This window comes from Streptomyces sp. LUP47B (assembly GCF_001746295.1).
Classification (GTDB): domain Bacteria; phylum Actinomycetota; class Actinomycetes; order Streptomycetales; family Streptomycetaceae; genus Streptomyces.
In genome coordinates, this window is record NZ_MJAH01000001.1 from 447,197 (window position 1) to 467,934 (window position 20,738).

The following is a 20,738-nucleotide window of genomic DNA, read 5'->3' on the forward strand; positions in this document are numbered from 1 at the left end:
CACGCAGCGCAGTGGGTGCCAACGCGGATGACCTGGCGAAATGAAGCGGCCTACGCTTCCATTCGAAACGGTCCGTACAGTATCTTCCTCGCTGGAGAGCCGCCTTCATGCCGGCCTGCCCGCACGCACCCGTTCGCCATCCTGAGAGGTGCATGACATGCCTGAAGCCGTCGTAGTCGCTGCCGCCCGCACGCCCATCGGGCGCGCTTTCAAGGGTTCCCTGAAGGATGTCCGCCCCGACGACCTCGCGGTGACGGCGGTCCGCGCGGCCCTCGACCAGCTACCCGGACTGGACCCGACACAGATCGATGACCTGCATCTCGGCTGCGCCGAGCCGAGCGGCGAGCACGGCGCCAACATCGCCCGGCGGGTGGCCGTACAGCTGGGGCTGGACGAGGTGCCCGGCACCACGGTCAACCGCTTCTGCTCGTCCTCCTTGCAGACCGCCCGGATGGCCTTCCACGCCATCAAGGCAGGAGAAGGCCACGTCTTCGTCAGCGCGGGTGTCGAGTGCGTCTCCCGGTATCAGCACTTCGGGCCCACCGGAGCGGATGCCGACGACGTCTTGAACCCGGCATTCGATCAGGCCAGGGACCGCACCGCGGAGGACGCGCGAACCAACGGCCTGTGGACCGATCCCCGCTCCGACGGCCTGCTGCCCGACGTCTACATCGGGATGGGGCAGACAGCGGAGAACGTCGCGGGCCTTTCCAAGATCAGCCGCCAGGAGCAGGACCACTACGCCCTGCGCAGCCAGCAGCTGTACGCCGAGGCCGCCGAGTCCGGGTTCCACGCCCGGGAGATCACCCCTGTCCGAAGGCCCGACGGCACGGTGATCGCGACCGACGACAGCCCGCGCCCCGGCACCACGTACGAGGCTCTGGAAGGTCTCCAGCCTGCCTTCCGGCCAGGCGGCTCGGTCACCGCCGGAAACTCCTGCCCGCTGAACGACGGAGCCGCCGCCGTGGTCATCATGAGCGACGTCAGGGCGCGCGAGCTCGGCATCACTCCCCTCGCCAGGATCGTGGCCACCGGCGTGTCCGGCCTGTCCCCGGAGATCATGGGCCTGGGACCGGTCGAGGCCACACGGCGGGCCCTCGCGCACGCCGGTCTTTCGATCGGGGACATCGACCTGTTCGAGATGAACGAGGCGTTCGCCGTTCAGGTCATCGCCTCTCAGCGCGAACTCCGCATCCCGCTGGAAAGGCTCAACGTGCACGGTGGGGCCATCGCGCTGGGGCATCCGTTCGGTGCGACCGGTGCCCGCATCATGACCACGTTGATCAACGGTCTGCGTACGCGCGACGCGCAGTGGGGCGTGGAGACCATGTGCGTCGGAGGCGGACAGGGCATGGCCGTGGTGCTGGAACGCCTCAGCTGAATCGCCCCCTCGCGGACCTGGAGTCCGACGCAAACGGGCGCAGCTTGGCGTACCCGCCCCAGCGACCCGCGTGGAGTTCGAAAGGGAGCGCCTGGGGGATGCACTGACCGGCCCAGTCCCTCCCGGATTCCGGGCGGGACCGGCTCCCCGGGGCAGCCGAGTGGGCTCCGAAAGTCGACTGAAGCGTGATCCGCGTGCAGCCCACGACTGCCGCATCGGCAAGGCCACTCCGAAGACCGCGGCAGCTACGAGGAGGTGCATCGAGTGGAGGACAGGGTATTCGGCCCGGCCGACGGAGTCGCCGCTGAGACAGCGCAGGAGGCGAGTTCAGCGAAGCCCGCAGCATCTTCCGGGAAGCGACAGTGCCGAAGGCGCCCCCGGGATCAGGACCGCCAACGCGATCCCGCAGGTACCCGACGCGCCATCCTCGTGGTGGCCGACGCCGAGTAGGGAGCGACGGCTCGAGGAGTCCATCCAGGTCACTCGGACTCGCAGGCTCGCGGAGGCCGCACGAGGCTCCGCGCACTGGGCATGTGAGAACCCGGCGTGGGTGCACGCACTGACCCGCCAGGACCCCGGCATGCGCCCGCCCGCTGCCGAGGACGCGCGGGTCGCCGAGTTGTTCAAGGGCATCGAGGACATGCGGGAACGACAGGTGCGCAGTGAATTCCGCAGTGATCTCGACGTCGGAGCCCTCGCCCTCGTCTTCTTCGCCGCCTCGATCTCTCCGGTGGCTTTGCCGTGGCTCCCCCGTGAACCACCCAACAGAACCACGCCTCACCGGAGTTCATCGACCACTACGCGAAGCAGGTGAGCCGGATCATCTCCGCACTCGCTGAAGCGACGGTCGCCGAGAACTCGTGAGTGCCGCGCCGGCCCGGTGTCGAGCCCGGCCGAGACCGGCACCTCGACGGGCATTGACTCCGCGCCCCATGCGACGGGCGCATCTGGCCTCCGAAGGCGCAGAGCCTGTCAGGTGTGCGCCGGCGCAGGACGCCGCCGGCCGGCGCGGCTGCCGAACGCCCAAGCCAGCACCGTCAACACGCCGAGGGTCAGGCCGAGCACACACACCCCGGTCCAGGCTCCCGTCCCGTATACCGCGCCCGTGAGCCCGGAGCCCACTGCTCCGCCGATGAAGTATGCCGTCATGTAAGCAGAGTTGACGCGGCTCAGCGCACCGCTGCCCAACTGGTAGATGCGGCTCTGATTGGCGACCTGGAGTCCTTGCACTGCCAGAGTGAAGAGCGCGGCTCCGATGATGACCGGCGCGATGTGGTGGTTGCCGAAGAACAAGACCACCCAGGACAGGGCGAGCAACAGGCAACTGAGGGTGGTCAGCAGGCCCCCACGTCCCCGGTCTGTGAGTGATCCGACCGGTCGGGCCACCAGACTGCCTACCACTCCGAGCAGCCCGAACAATCCGATGGTTCCCATGGAGTAGTGGTAAGGCGATCCGCTCAGCAGCATGGTCAGGGCGGTCCACAGCACCGAGAACCCGGCGAAGCTGAGACCACCGAGCGCCATCCGCACGCGAAGCACCGGCTCCCGCCTGATGATGCGGAAAGTGGAGGCCAGCAGCGCCCCGTAGCCGATCCGCGTGGAGGACGTCACCACGGGCATCCGTAGCCGCAGGACCAGGGCGAGCACTCCCATGGCCACGGCGGCAGCGCCGTAGACCGTGCGCCAGCCGGCGAGGTCGGCAAGGTAACCGGCCACGGTACGGGCCAGCACAGAGCCGAGCAGCAGCCCCATCGCCATCGTGCCGACGACCCGGCCGCGATGATGCGCCGGCGCAAGTTCGGTGGCGAACGGGACCAGCACCTGTGCGGTCGAGGCGCCTGCTCCGGCGACGGCGGCGGCAGCCAGAAAGAGCGGGGCGGAAGGAGCGATCGCCATCGCCGCCAGGGCGACGGCCGTCGCCAGCGACATCAACGGCACGAACTTCGCTCGATCGACGAGGTCACCCAGAGGCAGCAGAAGGAGCAGTCCTACCGCGTAGCCCGCCTGCGTCAGCGTGATGAGGAGTGCGGCCGTGGACGAGGACGTATGCAGCCCGCGCGCGATGGCGTCGAGCAGCGGTTGCCCGTAGTAGAGATTGGCCACGCACAGCCCCGTGGCCGTGGCCAGGAGCCCGGTGACCCCTCTCGTCTTGTGCGACGTGTGCTGGTGAAGCGAGTCGGCCTTGACACCGACAGACATGATTCTCCTTGGAGTTGAGACCGTGGGGCAGTCCCGGTAGCCGGCATGCCACCGTTCCGGCGCGCAGGGGGAGCAGGTCTTCGGACGACGTCGGCCGAATCAGGTGGTCCGTGGGTGCCGCCGCGGTCGACGGACAACCGCGGCGGCACCCACGGCAATCGCTACGGTCCGGCTCCTCGCCGGGGTTTCCGGCGACGGGCCTCCATAGGCAGGGCCGTCCCTGCGGTCCCCTCAACCAGGTGACGGTTCCCTAGGGACGGAACGAACGTGCCTACCTGCAGACGTTGCGCTGCGACCCGAGGCCGGAGATCTCGCTCTCCATCACGTCCCCGGCGCGCAGGAACCGCCCGTAGTGGGAACCATTGCCCTCCGGCGAGCCGGTGATGAGCATGTCGCCCGGCTGCAGGACCAACCGGTGGGAGACGTAGGAGATGAGGGCGGGGATGTCGAAGACCATGTCACCCGTGTTGCCCTTCTGCATGACCTTGCCGTTGAGCCGCAGGGTGATGTCGAGATCGTGCGGGTCGGCCACGAACCGCGCCGGGACGACGTACGGTCCCGTGGGGTAGAAGCCGGGCTGGTTCTTCGACCGCATCCAGTCCGTGCCCATCATGGGGATCTCCGGACGGGGCACCAGACTGCGCGTGGTGAGGTCGTTGCAGATGGTGTACCCGGCGACGTAGTTCAGTGCCTCGTCATGGCTCACCTCTCGCGCCTCGCGACCGATGATCACGCCCAGCTCGAGTTCCCAGTCGTGGTTCTCCCCGATGGAGGGCAGGACGATGTCGTCGTAAGGGCCGCTGATGGCTGACGGAACGCCGATCCACACATACGGCTCACCGTTCGCCCGGCGCTCGTCGATCTCCCGAGCAGCCTGCTCGCGCAACTCCTCCTCGGTGGCGTCCGCCTTCCCCAGGCGGTGCGCCACCGTGATCTGGATGACGTGCTCGCGATAGTTGGCTCCGGCAGCGATGATCTGCCCCGGCAGCTGGACCGGGGCCAGCACCCGCAGGTCACCGAGCGGCAGCCCCGGGCCGACGGGGGCGTCGGCGAGACCCTGCAGCGCGTCGAGGGCCGCCTCCCAGTCAGCGAGCAGGTCCCGGGTGGTGGCGGCCTCGGGCAGAACGGCCCGGGTGTCGTACACCTTGTCATCCAGGACGATGCCGGGGAACGGACTGCCGGACGCTTCGGCGAACGTTCCCAGCGAGAAGGGCGTACTGCTGCTCATAAGTAGTGTCCTCAAATTTCTGGTGATGGCGGGCGGACCGGCCGGGCGGGAATCTGCTCGGCGTCATCCGCGGCCCCGGGCCCGCGGCGTCGCTCAGAAGGCCGGCTTGAGCGAGCGGCTGACCGGGGGCTCGATCTCGTCTTGTGTACTCATGTGCCGTAGAAGGCCGGCGACTTGTCGTGGCAGCGGGGCGGGGCGGACTGCCGACGCGTGGGCGGCCCGTCCTCGTCTCATACGGGGGGTGCGATGAACAGTCCGCGGTCGGGGTCGTTGAACATCTCCCTGGACACGAAGTCGTTCATGGGGTTGGAGGTTCCCCACTGGTCCGAGGTCTCCGGGTCGTCGGTGCTGTAGAGGTGGGGATGCCAGGTGTCCTCGTCCAGCGTCTCCAGCTCCGTGGTGTACTCCATGGTGTTGCCGTTGGGGTCGTGGAAGTACGTGAAGGTGTTGTCGCCCGCGCGGTGCCGGCCCGGGCCCCACACCTTGTGGACTCCGTCGCGCATGAGACGGCCGCTGCCGCGCATGTACTCGTCCAGCCCGCGCATCTCGAACGACGCGTGGTGCAGCGAGACATGCGGGCACCGGGCGATCGCCATGCTGTGGTGCTGCGGGTTGCACCGCATGAACCACATGATCCCGCCCAGCTTCGGATGCACATTGGTGTCGGTGAGCCGGAAGTCCAGGTACTTCTCGTAGAAGGCCTGCAGTCGCTCCGGTTCCGGCGAGTTGAGGACCACATGCGACAGCCGCACGGGAATGTCCTCGCGCTCCTCGACCTTGCGGTGGGTGCGGGCGGCGACCTCGGTGGAGATCTCGATGGTGCGCCCCTCGACGTCGAAGAACCGGAAGCCGTAGCCGCCGCCCGGCGTCTGCAGCGTGTCCGGCCCTCCCACCAGTTTCACGCCGTCCCTGGCCAGTCGCGTGGCCAGAGCGTCCACCGTCGCACGGTCGGCCGCGCCGTAGGACACCAGGTCCAGACGCTTGTCCTGGGAGCGGCGGACACGGATCACGTACTGCTCCGGCGAACCCTCAGCAGCGAAGTACGTGACGTCACCGTCGGTGCCGACCTTGGTCAGCCCCCACTTTTCCTCGTAGAAAGCGACCTGCTTCTCGTAGTCCTGCACCGCGATGTCCACGTGCCGCAGATGAGTGATCGGACGTTCAGGCATGACGCACTCCATTAGTGACGATGATGAGTGATTACGGGATGGCGACGATCAGCTCAAGGCCGCCGTCTCCTCGGTCCGAGTCATATCGCGGTGGGCCTCTCGCGCGGGTCCGAGAGGCAGCACGCGGAGCAGCTCTTCGAGGCTTTGGGCCGTTTGCGCGGTCCCGGCCACGTAGCGGTCGGGACGGACCACGACGGCCGGGGACATCACGGAATGGAGCAGCTCACCGATCTGCTCCGTCGAGGTGAGCACGGTGATTTCGGGCTCGTCCTCCAGGGCTGCCTGGAGGGAGGCGGGAAGCCCGGCCAGCAGTTCTGCCTCAGCGGCGAGCAGGAAGCGATTCCCCACTATGTCGTCGAGACGTGTCCCGTCGTGCAGCAGCGGCTGAATCGAGAGGCGCCCGGCGTGGACGTCGACGTCTCCCGTGTGCAACCCGGGTCCCAGGGCAGGGTCTGCCGGGAAGCCCTTCTCGGGCTCGGCGAGAAGATGGGCATCCCGCTGGGCAGCGACATGAGCGTCGGTGGTCTGCACGAGGTTGGCCATGGTCGCCGCCTCGTTGACCCAGTACCAAGCGTGGGGCCGACGCTCGGACTCATAGGTGTCGAGCAGGGACTCGGGGGCCCTGCCGCTGGAGACGAGCCGCAGTTTCCACACCAGATTGGTCACGTCCCGCATACCGGCGCACAAACCCTGACCGAACAGGGGCGGCGCCTGATGGGCGGCATCACCCGCGAGGAACACGTTGCCAACCCGCCACCGCTCGGCAACGCGGGCGCGGAAGGTGTAGATCGAGCGACGATCCGGGGTGAAGTTCTCAGGTGTGAGGAGGCCCTTGCTGAGCCGGGCAATCCCCTCGGGCGTGATGATCTCGTCCGGATCGTCGCCCGGCAGTACTTTGAGCTCGATGCGCGCACGGTCGCCGGGCAGCCTCAGCCAGAGCGCGGGACGGGTGTGCCGGCCCAGAAGCACCATGTCGCCCTCGATGTCCGCGGTCCCGTGCAGGTGTCCATCGGCCACGAGCCACGGGTCGTCGACGCCGAGGTTCTCGACGGGGATGCCGAGAGCCTCCCTGACCGTGGAGTTGGCACCGTCGCAGGCGACCACCCAGCGCGCAGTGATCGTCTGCCGCGCTCCCTCGGTCGTCCGGACATGGCAGTGGACGCCTTCCTCGTCCTCCTCGATCTCCTCGAGCGTCGTCCCGAGGCGGAGATCCACACCAGGGAGCCGGTCGACCTCTGCGCGCAGCAGCGCGTCGATCTCCGGCTGATGGAACAGGTTCTCGCCGTGCCACGCCTGCGATCCCCACTGTCCGGTGACGAAGGACAGGAGGGTGTCCCCGGCTTCGTTCTCCATCCGGTAATGGCGCATCGGACTTGTCACGGCGGACACCTGAGACGCAAGGCCGATGGGCTGGAAGGAGCGCATCGCCTCGGCATCGAAGTGCACGGCCCTGGCCTGCTTCCACATTTCGGGCCACATCTCGATACCCACGGCCTGGACGCCGGCATGGCCCAACTCGGCCAGCATCTTCACCCCGATGGGGCCACCGCCGACGACCAGGACTTCGCAGTCTTGGGACACCAAATTTCCCCTGATTCTCTCTGGTACTTGTTGGAAGTACCGCTCTTACTTGGGCACTCCGCCGGCCTGCGCCGGCTGTGCGCTCCTGACGGCCCGGAGTCCGCCCCGGCACGAGCGGGTCACCGATCGCGCACGTGAGTGGTGGGTGGCGAGCCCGCAGAACTCTGTGACGAGACCCGCGTCACGGCCCGGCCTCCCCATCTGCGCGCACTCGTGTGCTGTCCGAGACAGCAGACGTCGGGGGTGGGCAGTGCTGGCCGAGGTCATGGCCGCAACGCCGCGCCAAGAGGCCCGTCGGCGTACAGATCCCCGACGCCCGGTACGGGCTGCGGCAGCAGGCCGAGACCGTCGCGCATCGACAGGATCCGCTCCAGACCCGCACGCGCGGGAACCAACGACTCCGGACGCGTCCGCAAAGCCGCCCGCGCCGAAGCCGGCCCGTGACCACACTTCGCCATCAGGTCCATCACTTGCTCGTGCGTCGCATCGCAGAGCCACTGCCGTGCGGCTTCCAACGCCGCCAAATACCGCAGAAGCCCGTCGCCGTGCGCCTTCAACGCCCCTGGGCCGGCTACGACACCCTGCCCGGGAAAGTCCGGCACCTCCGCCTCCACAGAGGCCAGCGACGCGAAGCCCTCCACCGTCGCCTGCTCGTCCAGGGGCGGCCCGAGCAATGTCGCATCGATCGACACCGCACGCAGCGCCTCCCACCGCTCACGCACCCCACCCACCGGCAGCAACGTGTAGTCGGCGGCCGACAGACCACGCCGAGCGAGCAGATGACGCAACACCACAGCGAACCCGTTGTTCACGGCATCGACGCCCAGCACCGCACCCCGCAGTCCCTGCACCCCGGTCACCGAGGGCCGGGCAACCAGTCCAAGAGGTGTTGTCGACTCCACCTGGGCCACGATCCGAAGATCCCCGCCGTCGGCGTTCCAGACCAAGAGGTTGTCCATGGCTGTGACACCGACGTCGACGTTCCCGCTCAGCAAGCGGTCTCTCTGGTCCGTGGACGACTCGACGAGCACCGTCTCGACGTCCACACCCATATCGGCGTAGATCCCCAGCTCGTCAGCTACGACACAGACAGAAGGCGGAACGAACACCGCCTGTCGAAGGCACACCGTCATCGGGCGCCCTCCTTCCTACGAAAGGCAACGCAACACTACATGCGAAACGATACGTTTCGCATCTCATGTGCTTCACCCGCCCCCCTCGCACAACGAAGATCCAGTCGCACTGTCTCCAAAAACCCCATGAACTGGACCTGCGGACACGAAGGGTCACGCCTGCGTGGATCGCTCGAACTGCGACAGTCGACACGGGCATCCCGGGAGTAACCGCCTGACAGGCGCTACCGATTCGATACGTGTCGTATCCTTTTATTGAGTGTGCCAGTCGCGCTGGCATGGGGATCGCGGTCGCACCCGAGGTGAATTTCTACTGTGGCTGTACGAAGCGAGTCGAGCCGTCGCGCGATCCTCGACGCGACCATGGACCTCCTTGTGCGCGACGGACGGCGTGCCATCACGGTGCAGAAGCTGACCATGGAGGCGATCGCCAAGCGGGCCAAGGTCAGCAAGGCGACGATCTACCGGTGGTGGCCGAACAAGGCCGCGGTCGTCATCGACGCCTTCATGGAGAACCACCTGACGCACACCCGCATCCCCGAAGGGGTACCGGTGCGCGACGCCCTCCTGGCCCACCTCAAGTCGCTGATCACTCACTACGCCGGCCCGCAGGGCAAACTCGTCGCCCAGATCATCGCCGAGGGACAGTACGACCCCGAGACGATGGCCAACTTCCGCGAGCGCTTCTGGCAGGAGCGCGCCGCGGCCGTCGAGAAACTGATGCGTCAGGGGATCGACGAAGGCGTCTTCCGCCCGGACCTGGACCCGAGCGCGGCAGCCCAGTTGTTCTACGCGCCTGTCTACTTCCATCTCCTGTTCGGCGTCAGCCCGCTCGACGACGCACTCGCCGAACAACTCGTCGACTTGGGAATCCGAGACCTGGCAGCCCGACCAAACGAGGCCGGGACAGCCCGAGTTCTCAGCATTCCCACCCACGCCGGACCAGGCAGTCGGTCCTCCTGCGCTCCCGACTGATTCCTGAGCGAACACCGTCCCTCTCTGCGGTGTTGTCGGCTGGTGGTGTTGTCAGTCGTGGCGGTGCCGAAGTGCGACCTCGGTGCGATCAAGTGCGTGGCCGGGCATCCGGGGACGCGTCCCGAGAGGCTCTCTCCCGGATCCCGACTTGGGTGGCCACGGCCTGTGCACTCACGGCGGCGGCGTCGGCGTGACGCAGGCGACCGTCCTGTTTCAGGATGCGTCCGTCGGCGATCACCGTGTCGACGTTCGCCGGCCCAGCGCTCTGGACGAGTTGGAGACTGGGGTCGTTGCCGGGCGCCGGGAGCATGTTGATCTGGTCGGTGCGGACGAGGATCACATCCGCGCGCTTGCCGGGGGTGAGCGATCCGGTCACCTCGTCCAGGCCGAGTACGCGGGCACCACCCAGGGTCGCGAGCTCGATGACTTCCCGGGGGTGCATGAGGGGCGCCTGCGGGCCGTCGCCGAAGAAGTCCTGTGCCACCACATCGGTGAACGAGGTCTCGGGACGCTGTGCGATGCGCGCGGCATGCAGGAGGATGCGCATGGACGCGAACGGGTCCACGGCGGTCTGACAGTTGACGTCGACGGAGAAGCCGATGTCCTCGAAGCGGACACCACCGGCAAGCATCTCCTGCAGCGGTGGCAGCCCCGCGCCCACCAGGGGGTCGGTGGACGGACAAAGTCCCACCTTCATCCCGGTGGCCGCGACGAAGGCGATCTCTTCGGCTGAGGCTCCGGCACCGTGGGTGTACAGGAAGTCCGGACCCACCAGATCGAGATGCCCGGAGAAGTCGGTGTGGGGTGCGATCGTCCGAAGGCCGAGTCCACGCGCCACACATACCTCTTCGGGCAGCGCCTTGCCGTTCTGGATCGCGATGCCGAGACTGACACGGCCGTCACCGTGCTCGTCCAACCATGCGAGAGCACGCTTGAGTTCGGCCTCGCCGATCGAGACGTCAAGTCCCGGTAGCGTGTCGCCGTAACCGAAACGGGCGCGCAGACCCGAGTCCGCCAGGGCCTGCATCTCGGCCTCGGCGTCCGCGAAGTCGCGTAGCCCGTGGGCCCAGTTGTGGCAGGCGGTCAGTCCGGCGTTGACCGCTTCCGTGGCCGCGTACCGGACGGCCCAGTAGTGGTCCCGCGCTGTGTAGAACTGAGCCAGGTGGAACAGTCCGAAGTACTGAACGGCGTCGTGCGACATGCCACGCATGACCGAGTTCCACATGTGCCAGTGCACGTCGACGAATCCAGGCATCACGACGCAGTCACGCGCGTCGATCACCTCGGCGTCCGGTGCGTCGATCTTCTGAGCCACGCCGGTGATCACACCGTCACGAACGTGTACGTCTCCTTCGGCGATGTCCCCGATCTCGGGGTCGACGCTCAGGACGTGGCCGCCCCGGATCAGGTACTCACCGCGCGGAGCGGTGTCCGGAGCGTCATGGGAGGTTTGTGCTCGCCGTTGAGCCATGGGTCTTCCTCCGCTGATGGATGAATCGGTTGGACGACACTGCGGGTGAACTCGACGACTTGGGCGTCGTCGAAGGTGACGCCGAGCCGGGTGCCGTTGGCGGCCGGAATGCGGCGTCGGTGCAGGTGACCGGATCGGCCACCAGATCGTCGGTGACCAGGAGAAGGCCGAGGCGCTCCGATCCGGTGCCCCGACGCCTGGTGTGGTGCAGAACAGGCGGTGGCGGCGGCCGGGCCGGGGGAGCTCTCGATGGTGGTGCCACCGTGGCCGGCGATGCCGACGGTCTCCGCGACGATGGTGATCCGTTCGATCGCGGAGATCGCCTTGCGCCCTGAGCCGGGGCGGCTGCCCTGGGCCGCAGCCCCCGGTTCCTCCGGCCGGTCGGTGAACCGGGCCGCCGAGCTGGGACGGACGCCCTCGCCTCCCTGCTCAGGACGGGTAGGGAGTGCCCTAGCGTGCTGAGCGCGGGGCGGCTGCCCGCCAGGAGAGTTCGGGCTCGGCTATCTCGACCGCCAAGGTGTCCGCGGCGCCTTCTGCGCCGAGCCCGACGGTATCCCCGGCGGGATCGGCGCCCGCTCACTTTGGACGCCGGCGCCGCTCGCAGTCACGGAAGTGCGGGCCGGCAGAGCGCCGCGGTCAGCGCCTCCCTCAGCAGGCGGGTCGCCTCGGCGATGTCGGTGGCACCGCTGGGCCGCCGCCAGGCAACGTACCCGTCGGGGCGGACCAGCAGCACGCCCTCCTCGTCGATCTCCGCGCGGCGGCTCCACTCGCCGTACGCGTCGTGCGCGTCGCGGTCGATGACGACGCCGCGCAGGTCGAGGCCCAGCTCCTGGGCCAGCGCGTCGGCGGCGTCGGCCCACGGCGTCCCGGCGAGGCCGGTGACGACGGAGAAGCGGCCCTTGCCGATCAGGTCGAGCGTCGAGACGCGCCCGCCCCTGTCGTCGGCGAGCCAGGCGTGCGGCAGCTTCGCGCCGGGGCGCGAGGTCGGGCGCCCGAAGAGTTCGTCGTCGCGGGAGATCGTCTCCACGGTGCCGTCGGGGATGACGGCTGCCGACTGGTAGCGCTGGTTGTGCTCGACGCCGTGCGCGTTGAACTCGTAGTTCTTCTGCTCGATCGCCTCGCGGATGGCGCGCCGCTTCTTCGCACCGTCGGCGTCCGGCTGCCGCGCCGCGTGCAGGGCCTTGGTGATGCCCTCCTCGTCCCCGCCGACGACGCCGAGGGCCTCGAAGAGGGGCAGGAATTCGTCGCGGGACAGGTTCGCGCGTTCGACGATCTGCTTCGCTACGGGGGCTCGTTCGTCGGTGTAGGTGTCCAGCAGTTCAGGCCCGGCGTGTCCCTTGATGACGGCCGCGAGCTTCCAGGCCAGGTTGTAGGAGTCCTGGACGGAGGTGTTGGAGCCGAGGCCGTTGGACGGTGGGTGCCGGTGCACGGCGTCGCCGGCGCAGAAGACGCGGCCGGCGTGCAGCCGTGTCGCGTAGGCGTGGTTGACCGTCCAGAGGGCGGCGCTGTCGATCTGCACGTCGAGTTCGTCGTCGCCGACGAGGTCCCGGACGATCGCTGCCGCCGCTTCGTCGGTGACCTTCGGCGGGGGGTTGTCGATGTCGTAGCCCCAGACGATGAGCCACTCGTTCCAGGGCCGGACCATGCGCAGCAGACCCATGCCGATGCCGCCGACGTCAGCGCCTGGGCGCATGATCCAGTACAGGACGCTGGGACGGTGCTCGACGTACTGCGTGAGGTCGGCCCTGAAGACGATGTTCATGCTGCCGGCCTTGCCCATCTGTCCTTCCATGGGCAGTCCGAGCCTGCCCGCGACGATGCTGCGGCCGCCGTCGGCGCCGATCAGGTAGCGGGCGCGGACGGTGTGCTCGGTTCCGCTGGGCCGGTCGCGCAGGCGCGCGGTCACACCGTCGGCGTCCTGCTCGAAGTCGATGAGCTCGGTGTTCAGTCGGACGACGGCGCCCCGCTCGGCGGCGTTGGCCAGGAGGATGGGCTCCAGGTAGGTCTGCGGAAGGTCGATCATGCCGCAGGGGCTCTGGGCCGCGTATTCGGTCCGGCTCTCGTCGCCGGTGCCCCAGGTGCGGATGCGGCCGATCTCGTCGCCGAGGAGTGACGTGGCGAAGACGGTGTCGCCCATCAGGTGGCTCGGGGTGCCCTTCTCCAGCGCTTGCTTCTCGATGCCGAGGTCACGGAAGACCTCCATGGCACGCTGGTTGGTGATGTGGGCGCGCGGAGTGTCGGCGAGCCAGCCGTATTTGGTGACCAGGTGGGTGCGTATGCCGTAGGTGGCGAGCAGGAGGGCGGCGGTGCCGCCGGCGGGTCCGCTGCCGACGACCAGGACATCGGTGTCGTAATTTTCAGGTGTTCTCATGCTCTCTCCGGTGAAGATGCGTGAAAGGTCGGCAGGGGATCGCTCGATCAGTGCTGGTCAAAGCGCGCGATGCGGAAGGTGAACTCGAGCAGGCGCCACTCGCCGTCGACCGGTCGGCCGTCGGGCGTCGGCCCGGTGCGCGGTGTGAAGTCGGTGATCAGGTCGTCCTTGACGCCGAAGACCGCGTCGCGTTGTCCGGGGACTCCGTGGAGGTAGGCCCCGCCACGTACGAAGAGCTGGGTGATCAGCGGTTGGTGTCCGGGGGCGTTGATCAGGAAGTGGACATGGGGAGCGCGGTAGGGGTGGCGGCCCACGGCGGAGAGCATCCTGCCGACCGGACCGTCGTTCGGGATCGGGTATTCCGACGGAAGGATCGACCAGAACGTGAACCGTCCATCGGCGTCGGTGGTGAATCGGGCGCGGAGCACGGGCCCGTCCAGGTCGGGGAGTTGGACGTCGTAGAAGCCGTCCTCGTTGGACTGCCAGACGTCCACGACAGCACCGGCGACCGGCTCCCCATCCTGGTCGGTCACCTGGATGTCCGCCCACATCGGCGTACCCGTGAAGTCTCCGGCGATGTCGCTGCCGTGGTCGGCGGCGGGTGGTCCGTCGACGTAGAAAGGGCCGAGGATGGCGGACGAAGTGGTGTCCGGGGTACGGGAGTTGGCCATGGCGTCGACCACGCTGGACACCCCGAGGGTGTCGGACAGGAGGATGAACTCCTGCCGGGTGTCGGTGGTGATGTGGCCGGCCTCGGTGAGGAAGCCGATGGCCTGCTGCCACTCCAGGGGGGTGAGGTCGTTGCGGGCCGTGTAGGCGTGCAGGGTGCGCACGAGGTCGGTCAACAGTTGCCGCAGGCGCGGGTCCGCGCAGCCGTCGAAGCTCGCCACGACCTCGTCGGTCAGCGGGCGCAGGTCGGGTAGGGCCCCGGCCGCCGCCTGGGGGCGACGGCCCTGCCAGGCGTCCCGCAGCAGGCCCGTGAGGCCGGTGCGGGTCAGCTCGCGCGGGTTCGGATACGGCTGGGAGGTGGCCAGATCCGCCGCGCGCTCCAGGTCGGCCTCGGCCATGCCGAGATCGCGCAGGGCTGCCGGGCCGCCGACCCGGCGGATCAGGTCGAAGACGCCCGTGGGAGCGTCGGGCGCGCCCAGGGCGCGCGCGATGCGGTCCATCGCCTCCGACGCGGCGGGCGCGTTGTACGCCATGGCGTGCGGAAGGATCACCGTGTGGGTCTCGGCGTGCGGAAGGCCGAAGGCGCCGCCCAGCGTGTGGCACAGCTTGTGGTGCAGTCCCATGCCGACGGCACCGAGGCAGGTGCCCGCCAGCCATGCCGCCAGCAGAAGATCCGACCGTGCCTCCTGGTCGGAGGGGTCGTCGTGGAGGACGGGCAGGGAACGGGCGACGGCCGCGACCGCCTCCAGGGCCATGGCGTCGGTGACCGGAGTGGCATCCGGCGAGTAGAGGGCCTCCACGGCGTGGGCCAGCGCGTTGACGCCGCTGGTCACCGTCATCGGAACGGGCAGCCCGAGGGTGAGCTCCACGTCGTAGACCACCGTTTCCGGCAGGATCCCGGGCGCGGAGCGGGTGATCTTGCGGCCGTTCTGCGTCTCGCCGAGGACGGGGGTGACCTCGGAGCCGGCGTAGGTGGTGGGCACGATGACCTGGGGCAGGTCCGTACGGACCGCCAGCGCCTTCGCGAGGCCGGTCGTCGAGCCGCCGCCGATCGCCACCAGGCAGTCCACGTCATGCTCGCGCAGCACTGTCAGGGCCTGCTCGGTGACCTCGACGGGAGTGTGCATGGCAGCTCCGTCGAACTCCGCCACCAGCAGGTCGCCCAGGGCGTCACGGAGCCGTTCGGTGTCCTTGCGCAGGGCCGGCGCCCCGTCGGAGACGAGCATGACCCGGGACCTGCCGAGCCGCTCCGCCTCACCGCGGACCTGCGCAAGCGTGCCCGCGCCGAAGACGACCCGGCTCGGGCCGACTGTGTGCACGAAACTCCTCATGAAGCTGCTCTCCATACTGCAGGGGCAGGGGGTCTACGCAGTATTCGAGCTCCCGCGTCGGCTGTTCCTGCACAATTGCGGCATCGCCCTGCACGAAAACGGCGTGCGCGGCGCCCGGTCCGTGCTTGCCCGCCCATGCCGAGGGCGGGAAGACTGTGCCGCGAAGGAGGGCCGCATGAGCGAGATGGGGCTTGGCGACACCCACGGCATACTGGCCAGGCCAGGGGTGCGTCCCGTCCGCACCAGCGCGGGGCTCGGCTGGGAGCGGCTGTATGTGTCGACGCAGCGGGAACTGCCGTACCGTGACGCGTTCCAGGGAGCCGGCAGCAACCTGGTGATCCTGCATCTGGACGGGCCCGTCACCATCCGCAGGGGTCGCCGCGGACTGACGGCCGCCCAGCAGGTGCCGCCCGGCGGTCTCTTCCTGCATCCGGCGGCCACTGAGCTGGACGTGGAGCTCGGCGGATACCTCAACACCGTGCACGTCTACCTGTCGGACGCGGCCCTCCAAGCGACGGCCGACGATGACCGGCCGGTGCGGTTGAGGGAGGAGTTCGGCAGCACGGATCCGCTGCTGGAGCAGCTCGTCCTGGCGCTCGACGGTGTCGTACGGCGCTGGGAACCCAGCGGCAGCGCCTATGCGGATCAGCTCACGCTGATGACCGCGGCCCAGCTGGCCCGTCGCCACAGCGTGCGGCAGGGGGCCGAGGAGCCTGCGGGAGGGCTGGTGGGGCTGAGCGACCTGCAGTTCGCGGCCGTTCGGGAACTCATCGAATCCCGTCTTTCCGAGCCGTTGTCCCTGGAGGATCTCGCCTCGGCCGCGGGTCTCGGCGTCAGCCAGTTCGCCCGGCGTTTCAAGGCCCGCACGGGGCGCCCTCCGCACCGGTACCTCGTGCGACTGCGGGTGGAGCGGGCCGCCCGCCTGCTGCGGGCGGGATCCATGCCCATCGCACAGGTGGCGGCGGCCTGCGGCTTCTCCCACCAGGAGCACCTGACCCGAGTGATCCGCTCCCACCTCAACACGACCCCGGCCGCGCTGCGCCGCGGGGGCTGACGGCCGCCCGAGTCGCACGGGCTGTACTTCCCCGGCACCGAACGAAGAAAGCCATGACGGTCGCCGTATGGCCTGGTTTCTTCCCGGCGACTTGAGCGATGAGCAGGCCGGCGTCTCACCGGTGCCGGGGGCGGCCACGGCGGTGGGATACGTGATCTGCTGCCATGCCTGGTCGAGTCCCATCACCCCAGCTCAGATGGCATCCGCGTCTTCATGTCCAAGCCCTGGACCCGCCATTACCCGGTGGACCAAGGCTCAACTGCCGACGGTGAAACGTTGATTGAGATGCCTGGGGTTCTCGATCTCGTCGACGAGGGCGACGGCGTAGTCCTCGTAGGAGACGCGGGACTGGCCGTCATCCCCTGTAACAGGTCGGTCGAGGGCAGTGCGGTAACGACCGGTGCGCTCGCCGGGTGCGAAGTGGACCGGCGGCGGGGAGACGTAGGTCCAGGTCACGTCGTCGCTGAGGCGCAGATAGGCGTCGAGTGCCTGGATCTGGCCGATCGCGTACGGCTTGAACTCCTCGGGGAACCCGGGGGCGTCGAAAAAGCGCACGCCGTCGTCGTTCAGCAGGCTGGCGCCGCCGCCCATGTGGATGATGCGGGGGCCGCCGGAGCCCAGGGCCCGCACGGCAGCGGCGGCCGTGGCCACGGCGTCGGTGTACAGCCTGGCATCGGGTCCGCCGACAGTGAGCACCAGCACGTCGGCGCCCTTGGCCAGGCCGGCGACGGATTCGGACTCTGTGACGTCACCGTGCACCGCCCGTACGGCGACGGGGAGTTGGCCGAGGCGGGAGAGGTCCCGGGCGACGGCGGTGACTTCGTGGCCGCGCGCGGCGGCCTCGGTGACGACCCTGGAGCCGGCCTTTCCTGCCGCTCCGAACACGACGATCCTGCTCATGGCGTTCTTCTTCCTGTTGCTGGTATCGCTGCTGTTGCTCGTACAGGGTTCAGATGTCCTGAGTGCCGAAGAGGTACTGGTTGCCGATGTCGATCAGGAACGGGCCGCCGTAGGAGGGATAGCGCTCCAGGATCGCCTTCTTGTACGCCTCACCGTCGTCGCCGAGCAGCTCGCGCGCGTCGGCGAGGTAGCGGCCGAGTGCGGCGTAGACCTCCGGTCCCGCGGGCAGGCCGTGCCCGGCCAGGATCGTGTCGTACGCCTCTTGGGCGGCCAGCTGCTCGACGGCCTTCTGCCAGCCGGCGATGTCGTTGTTGCCGAGGAACAGGTGGGTGTCGTGGTAGACGAGATCCTGGGCGACCAGCACACCCTGCTGGGGCAGCTTGATCAGCAACTCGTCGGCGGCCTCGCCGCCCGATACCGCCTCGAACACGAAGGGGACGCCGTCGATGACCTCGGTGCCCGGCCTGATCTCCACGGTCGGCGTGACGTCGCCGACCGGGATGACCTCGCCGGTGGGGTCCTGGGCGTCGCCCTGGGCGGCGATCTGGTCGCGTACCGCGGCCAGCGCGTGCACGGGAACGCCGAAGCGGGCGGCGCCGTGGAAGTGGTCGGGGTGGGCGTGGGTGACGATCAGCCGGTCCAGCGGCTTGCCCAGTCCCTGGGCGTAGGCGACGACCTCGTCCGCGTGTCCGAGGGCGTACTGCGCGTCGACGGCGACGATCCGGGCCGGCGTCTCGATCAGCTGGGTGGTGACATTCAGACTGCCGTCGGGTGCCATGTAGCTGTGGACGCGGACCGCGCCCTTGTCGACGATCGTGACCGTGCCGAGCATGATGCCCACTTCCTTCGCGGCCGGACGGCATCCCATCGCCGTCCGGATCGCCTCCACTCTCCCCTGCCCACCCTTGGGCGGCGAGATATGCTGGAGACCCGTCATGGTCAAAAACGGACAAGAGTGAGATCGGCATGACCTCCGCAGGCGCTCACGACGAAGGCCTCAGCGGCGACGAGCCGATCCCCGGATTCGGCTTCAATCCGCCGACGGCTCCCGTGTCCGGCCTGGAGATCACCGACCTTCGCACCTTGCACGACCGCATGCGTCAGGGCGGCCTGGAGCGCGTCCACCGGGTCGGCTTCCACACCCTCACCCTGATCACCGAAGGCAGCGGCGAGCACACCGTCGACTTCGTCACCTACCCCTGCCGCCCCGGCACCCTGCTGTGGATCCGCCCCGGCCAGGTCCAGCGCTTCGGCCGTCGCGGCACCATGAACGGCACCCACCTGCTGTTCACCCCCGCCTTCCCGCCCCACTTCCCGAGTTCCGACCGTCTGATCAACGAGTGGTACGGACCCACCTGCTGGCAACTGGCCACCGGCCCGGACCACGCCCTCCTTTCCACCCTCGTGGGACAGATACGCGCTGAGTTCACCCGGCGCGACGGTGCTGTGTCGCAGGAGATCCTCCAACTCCAGCTCGCCACCCTGCTGCTGCAGATCGACCGGCTACCGCGGCACGGCAAGCGGGACGACCCGCAGGCGGGCGGTGAGATCTACGCCCGGTTCCGCATCGAACTGGAACGCTGCTACGCCGACACACGCAGGGCGGAGGACTACGGCCACCGCCTCGGCTACACCGTCAAAACCCTCACCCGTGCCTGCCTGGCCGCCACCGGACAAACCGTCAAGCAGGTCATCGACGCCCGTGTCGCTCTGGAAGCGCAACGCCTGCTCTCGCACACGGACGAGCCCGTCGCGGCCATTGCCGGTCGGCTGGGATTCTCCGAAGCCACCAACTTCGGCAAGTTCTTCACCCGCCACACCGGCGCCACCCCCGGAGACTTCCGCCGAATCCACCAGAGCCCCCAGTGAGTTGGGTGCATCGTGATGTTGCAGAACGCGGCCCCGTCCTGCTCGGCCCAGCCGATTCAGGACCCGCTCGGCGACCGCGTATCCCCTTTAACCGGCCGTACTCGGCGCCCTGCTTGGTGCGGCCGTAGACGCGTTTGTGGGTGGAGTCGACATCGATGACCGACTTCTCGCCCCGAAGGCGAGATGGACGGAGCTGTCGGGCGGGCCCGGATCGCTAGAAGCTGCCCCTGGCTCCGCCGTCGATCGTCGCCATGGCCCCGGTAACGTACGACGCGGCGGGGGCAGTCGGAAGGCCGGGGTACGGCCAGCTCCGCCGGGGTGCCGAGACGGCGCAGCGGGGTCCCGACGGCGATGCGGTCGGCGTCGTCGGTGATCGATTGGAGTTCGAGGGCTCTGTCGTTACGGCCGGTGCTCCTGAAGTTCCCGGCGATTGTGTTCCCCGAAGCAGAAGTCGGGCCCGTGCCGGTGTTCTGTGGCCGACGGTGCGCTCGCCGTGGCGGCGTACGCCGCGCACTGCGCACTGTCCACCATCTCATCGCTGTCGGATGCGGCGTTGGCGAGGCTCGCGCAGCACACGGCGAGCAGGAGGCCGCCCGCGACCAGGGGCAGGCTCCGGCGCGGGGGCGGGGGCGCCAGCAGGGCCCGCACCCGTTGCGGCACCGCCCCGCCGGTCGCGGCCAGTGCAGCCGGGAATGAGGTACCGGCGGATGCCAGCGCGGCGCGCCCGACGGCGTGCGCGACGATCCTACGGTCGCCGACGCGCTGCGCGGCCTCCTCGTCGGCCCAGCGTTCCAGGACGAAGCCGCCCGCGACGGCCAGCGGCCGCAGCAGCGGGTTCAAGGCCGCCGTGAGCCGCCACAGGATCTGGAAGAGGTGATGGCGGCAGCGCAGGTGAGCCCGCTCGTGTGCGAGGAGGGCCTCGCGCTCGCGGTCGGTGAGACAGCGCAGCATTCCCCGGGAGACCACGATCCGGCCAGGCGACCCGGGCAACGCGAAGGCCATCGGGACGTCGTCGTCGACCACGGCCAGCTCCGTGTCCTGCGGCAGCCGGGCCTGCTCCTGTCGCGCCTGGACGAAGAGGCGGGCCTGCTTCACGGCGGCCACGCCCAGCGAGACGACGCCCACGGCCAGCATGAGGGCGCTGCCTCCCGCGACGACGAGATAGACCGGATCCTCGGCTTGCAGAGCGGCCACGGACCAGCGGCCCTCCTCCGCAACTTCCGGAATCTGTGCCACGCCGGTGAAGGCGAGCAAGGCGAGTGCCCCCGCCCAGCCGATCGCAGTCACGAGCGCGGCGCAGGCCAGGGCCCAGGCAGCGCGGCGCGGGGGCAGCACGTGGGCCAGCCGGGGCGCGAGCACGGCGAGCACAGCCGTGACTGCGAAGGGGACGTAGACGCTGAACAGCAC

16 protein-coding genes are annotated in these 20,738 nt (G+C 68.9%); 5 read left to right on the top strand and 11 right to left on the bottom strand.

The genetic code is table 11. The features are described 5' to 3' along the window. Nucleotides 1–157 precede the first annotated feature (157 nt). Both BFN33_RS02005 and BFN33_RS52565 read left to right on the top strand, forming a co-directional pair. Nucleotides 158–1,381 carry an acetyl-CoA C-acetyltransferase gene (locus BFN33_RS02005; RefSeq protein ID WP_069758082.1) on the top strand — a complete coding sequence of 408 codons (1,224 nt, stop codon included), beginning with the start codon at nt 158–160 and terminating at the stop codon, nt 1,379–1,381. 580 nt (nt 1,382–1,961) lie between these two features. Beyond that, on the top strand, nt 1,962–2,195 hold the full coding sequence (locus tag BFN33_RS52565) for a hypothetical protein (RefSeq protein ID WP_141757930.1): 234 nt from the start codon (nt 1,962–1,964) through the stop codon (nt 2,193–2,195). 158 nt (nt 2,196–2,353) lie between these two features. Here the strand turns inward: BFN33_RS52565 and BFN33_RS02010 are convergent, their stop codons facing one another. The 5 genes from BFN33_RS02010 to BFN33_RS02030 all read right to left on the bottom strand — a co-directional run bounded on the left by BFN33_RS02010 (nt 2,354) and on the right by BFN33_RS02030 (nt 8,691). Further along, nucleotides 2,354–3,484, bottom strand: a complete 1,131-nt coding sequence (locus tag BFN33_RS02010; RefSeq protein WP_256122596.1) for an MFS transporter — start codon at nt 3,482–3,484, stop codon at nt 2,354–2,356. Nucleotides 3,485–3,851: 367 nt separating this feature from the next. Beyond that, nucleotides 3,852–4,808 (bottom strand): fumarylacetoacetate hydrolase family protein, encoded by a 957-nt coding sequence (locus BFN33_RS02015; RefSeq protein WP_069758084.1) that lies wholly within the window; start codon nt 4,806–4,808, stop codon nt 3,852–3,854. 230 nt (nt 4,809–5,038) lie between these two features. Then, nucleotides 5,039–5,977, bottom strand: coding sequence for a VOC family protein (locus BFN33_RS02020; protein WP_069758085.1), 939 nt, complete (start codon nt 5,975–5,977; stop codon nt 5,039–5,041). Nucleotides 5,978–6,025: 48 nt separating this feature from the next. Continuing rightward, a complete protein-coding gene (locus BFN33_RS02025) occupies nt 6,026–7,558 on the bottom strand; it encodes a bifunctional 3-(3-hydroxy-phenyl)propionate/3-hydroxycinnamic acid hydroxylase (protein WP_176742277.1) in 1,533 nt (510 codons plus the stop codon). Between the two features lie 263 nt (nt 7,559–7,821). Then, complete coding sequence (locus BFN33_RS02030; RefSeq protein ID WP_069758087.1) at nt 7,822–8,691, bottom strand: ABC transporter substrate-binding protein; 870 nt, start codon at nt 8,689–8,691, stop codon at nt 7,822–7,824. A gap of 315 nt (nt 8,692–9,006) precedes the next feature. On the opposite strand from BFN33_RS02030, the gene BFN33_RS02035 reads away from it, so the two are divergent. Continuing rightward, a complete protein-coding gene (locus BFN33_RS02035) occupies nt 9,007–9,666 on the top strand; it encodes a TetR/AcrR family transcriptional regulator (protein WP_141757932.1) in 660 nt (219 codons plus the stop codon). Nucleotides 9,667–9,754: 88 nt separating this feature from the next. Here the strand turns inward: BFN33_RS02035 and BFN33_RS02040 are convergent, their stop codons facing one another. The 3 genes from BFN33_RS02040 to BFN33_RS02050 all read right to left on the bottom strand — a co-directional run bounded on the left by BFN33_RS02040 (nt 9,755) and on the right by BFN33_RS02050 (nt 15,496). Further along, a complete protein-coding gene (locus BFN33_RS02040; RefSeq protein WP_069758089.1) occupies nt 9,755–11,137 on the bottom strand; it encodes an amidohydrolase family protein in 1,383 nt (460 codons plus the stop codon). Nucleotides 11,138–11,741: 604 nt separating this feature from the next. After that, nucleotides 11,742–13,508, bottom strand: coding sequence for an FAD-dependent monooxygenase (locus BFN33_RS02045; protein WP_069758090.1), 1,767 nt, complete (start codon nt 13,506–13,508; stop codon nt 11,742–11,744). A gap of 47 nt (nt 13,509–13,555) precedes the next feature. Beyond that, nucleotides 13,556–15,496, bottom strand: coding sequence for a maleylacetate reductase and hydroxyquinol 1,2-dioxygenase domain-containing protein (locus BFN33_RS02050; RefSeq protein WP_256122597.1), 1,941 nt, complete (start codon nt 15,494–15,496; stop codon nt 13,556–13,558). 187 nt (nt 15,497–15,683) lie between these two features. Between BFN33_RS02050 and BFN33_RS02055 the strand changes: the two genes are divergently transcribed. Then, nucleotides 15,684–16,562: a helix-turn-helix domain-containing protein gene (locus BFN33_RS02055; protein WP_069758091.1), complete on the top strand. Its 879-nt coding sequence runs from the start codon at nt 15,684–15,686 to the stop codon at nt 16,560–16,562. A 255-nt stretch (nt 16,563–16,817) separates the two neighbouring features. Here BFN33_RS02055 and BFN33_RS02060 read toward each other — a convergent pair whose 3' ends face one another. Then, nucleotides 16,818–17,462, bottom strand: coding sequence for an NAD(P)-dependent oxidoreductase (locus BFN33_RS02060; protein WP_069758092.1), 645 nt, complete (start codon nt 17,460–17,462; stop codon nt 16,818–16,820). Nucleotides 17,463–17,511: 49 nt separating this feature from the next. Beyond that, complete coding sequence (locus BFN33_RS02065; RefSeq protein WP_088245259.1) at nt 17,512–18,294, bottom strand: MBL fold metallo-hydrolase; 783 nt, start codon at nt 18,292–18,294, stop codon at nt 17,512–17,514. A gap of 134 nt (nt 18,295–18,428) precedes the next feature. Here BFN33_RS02065 and BFN33_RS02070 point away from each other — a divergent pair, with 134 nt between their 5' ends. Next, nucleotides 18,429–19,331: an AraC family transcriptional regulator gene (locus BFN33_RS02070; protein WP_069758094.1), complete on the top strand. Its 903-nt coding sequence runs from the start codon at nt 18,429–18,431 to the stop codon at nt 19,329–19,331. Between the two features lie 399 nt (nt 19,332–19,730). Here the strand turns inward: BFN33_RS02070 and BFN33_RS02075 are convergent, their stop codons facing one another. After that, complete coding sequence (locus tag BFN33_RS02075; RefSeq protein WP_088245234.1) at nt 19,731–20,738, bottom strand: M56 family metallopeptidase; 1,008 nt, start codon at nt 20,736–20,738, stop codon at nt 19,731–19,733.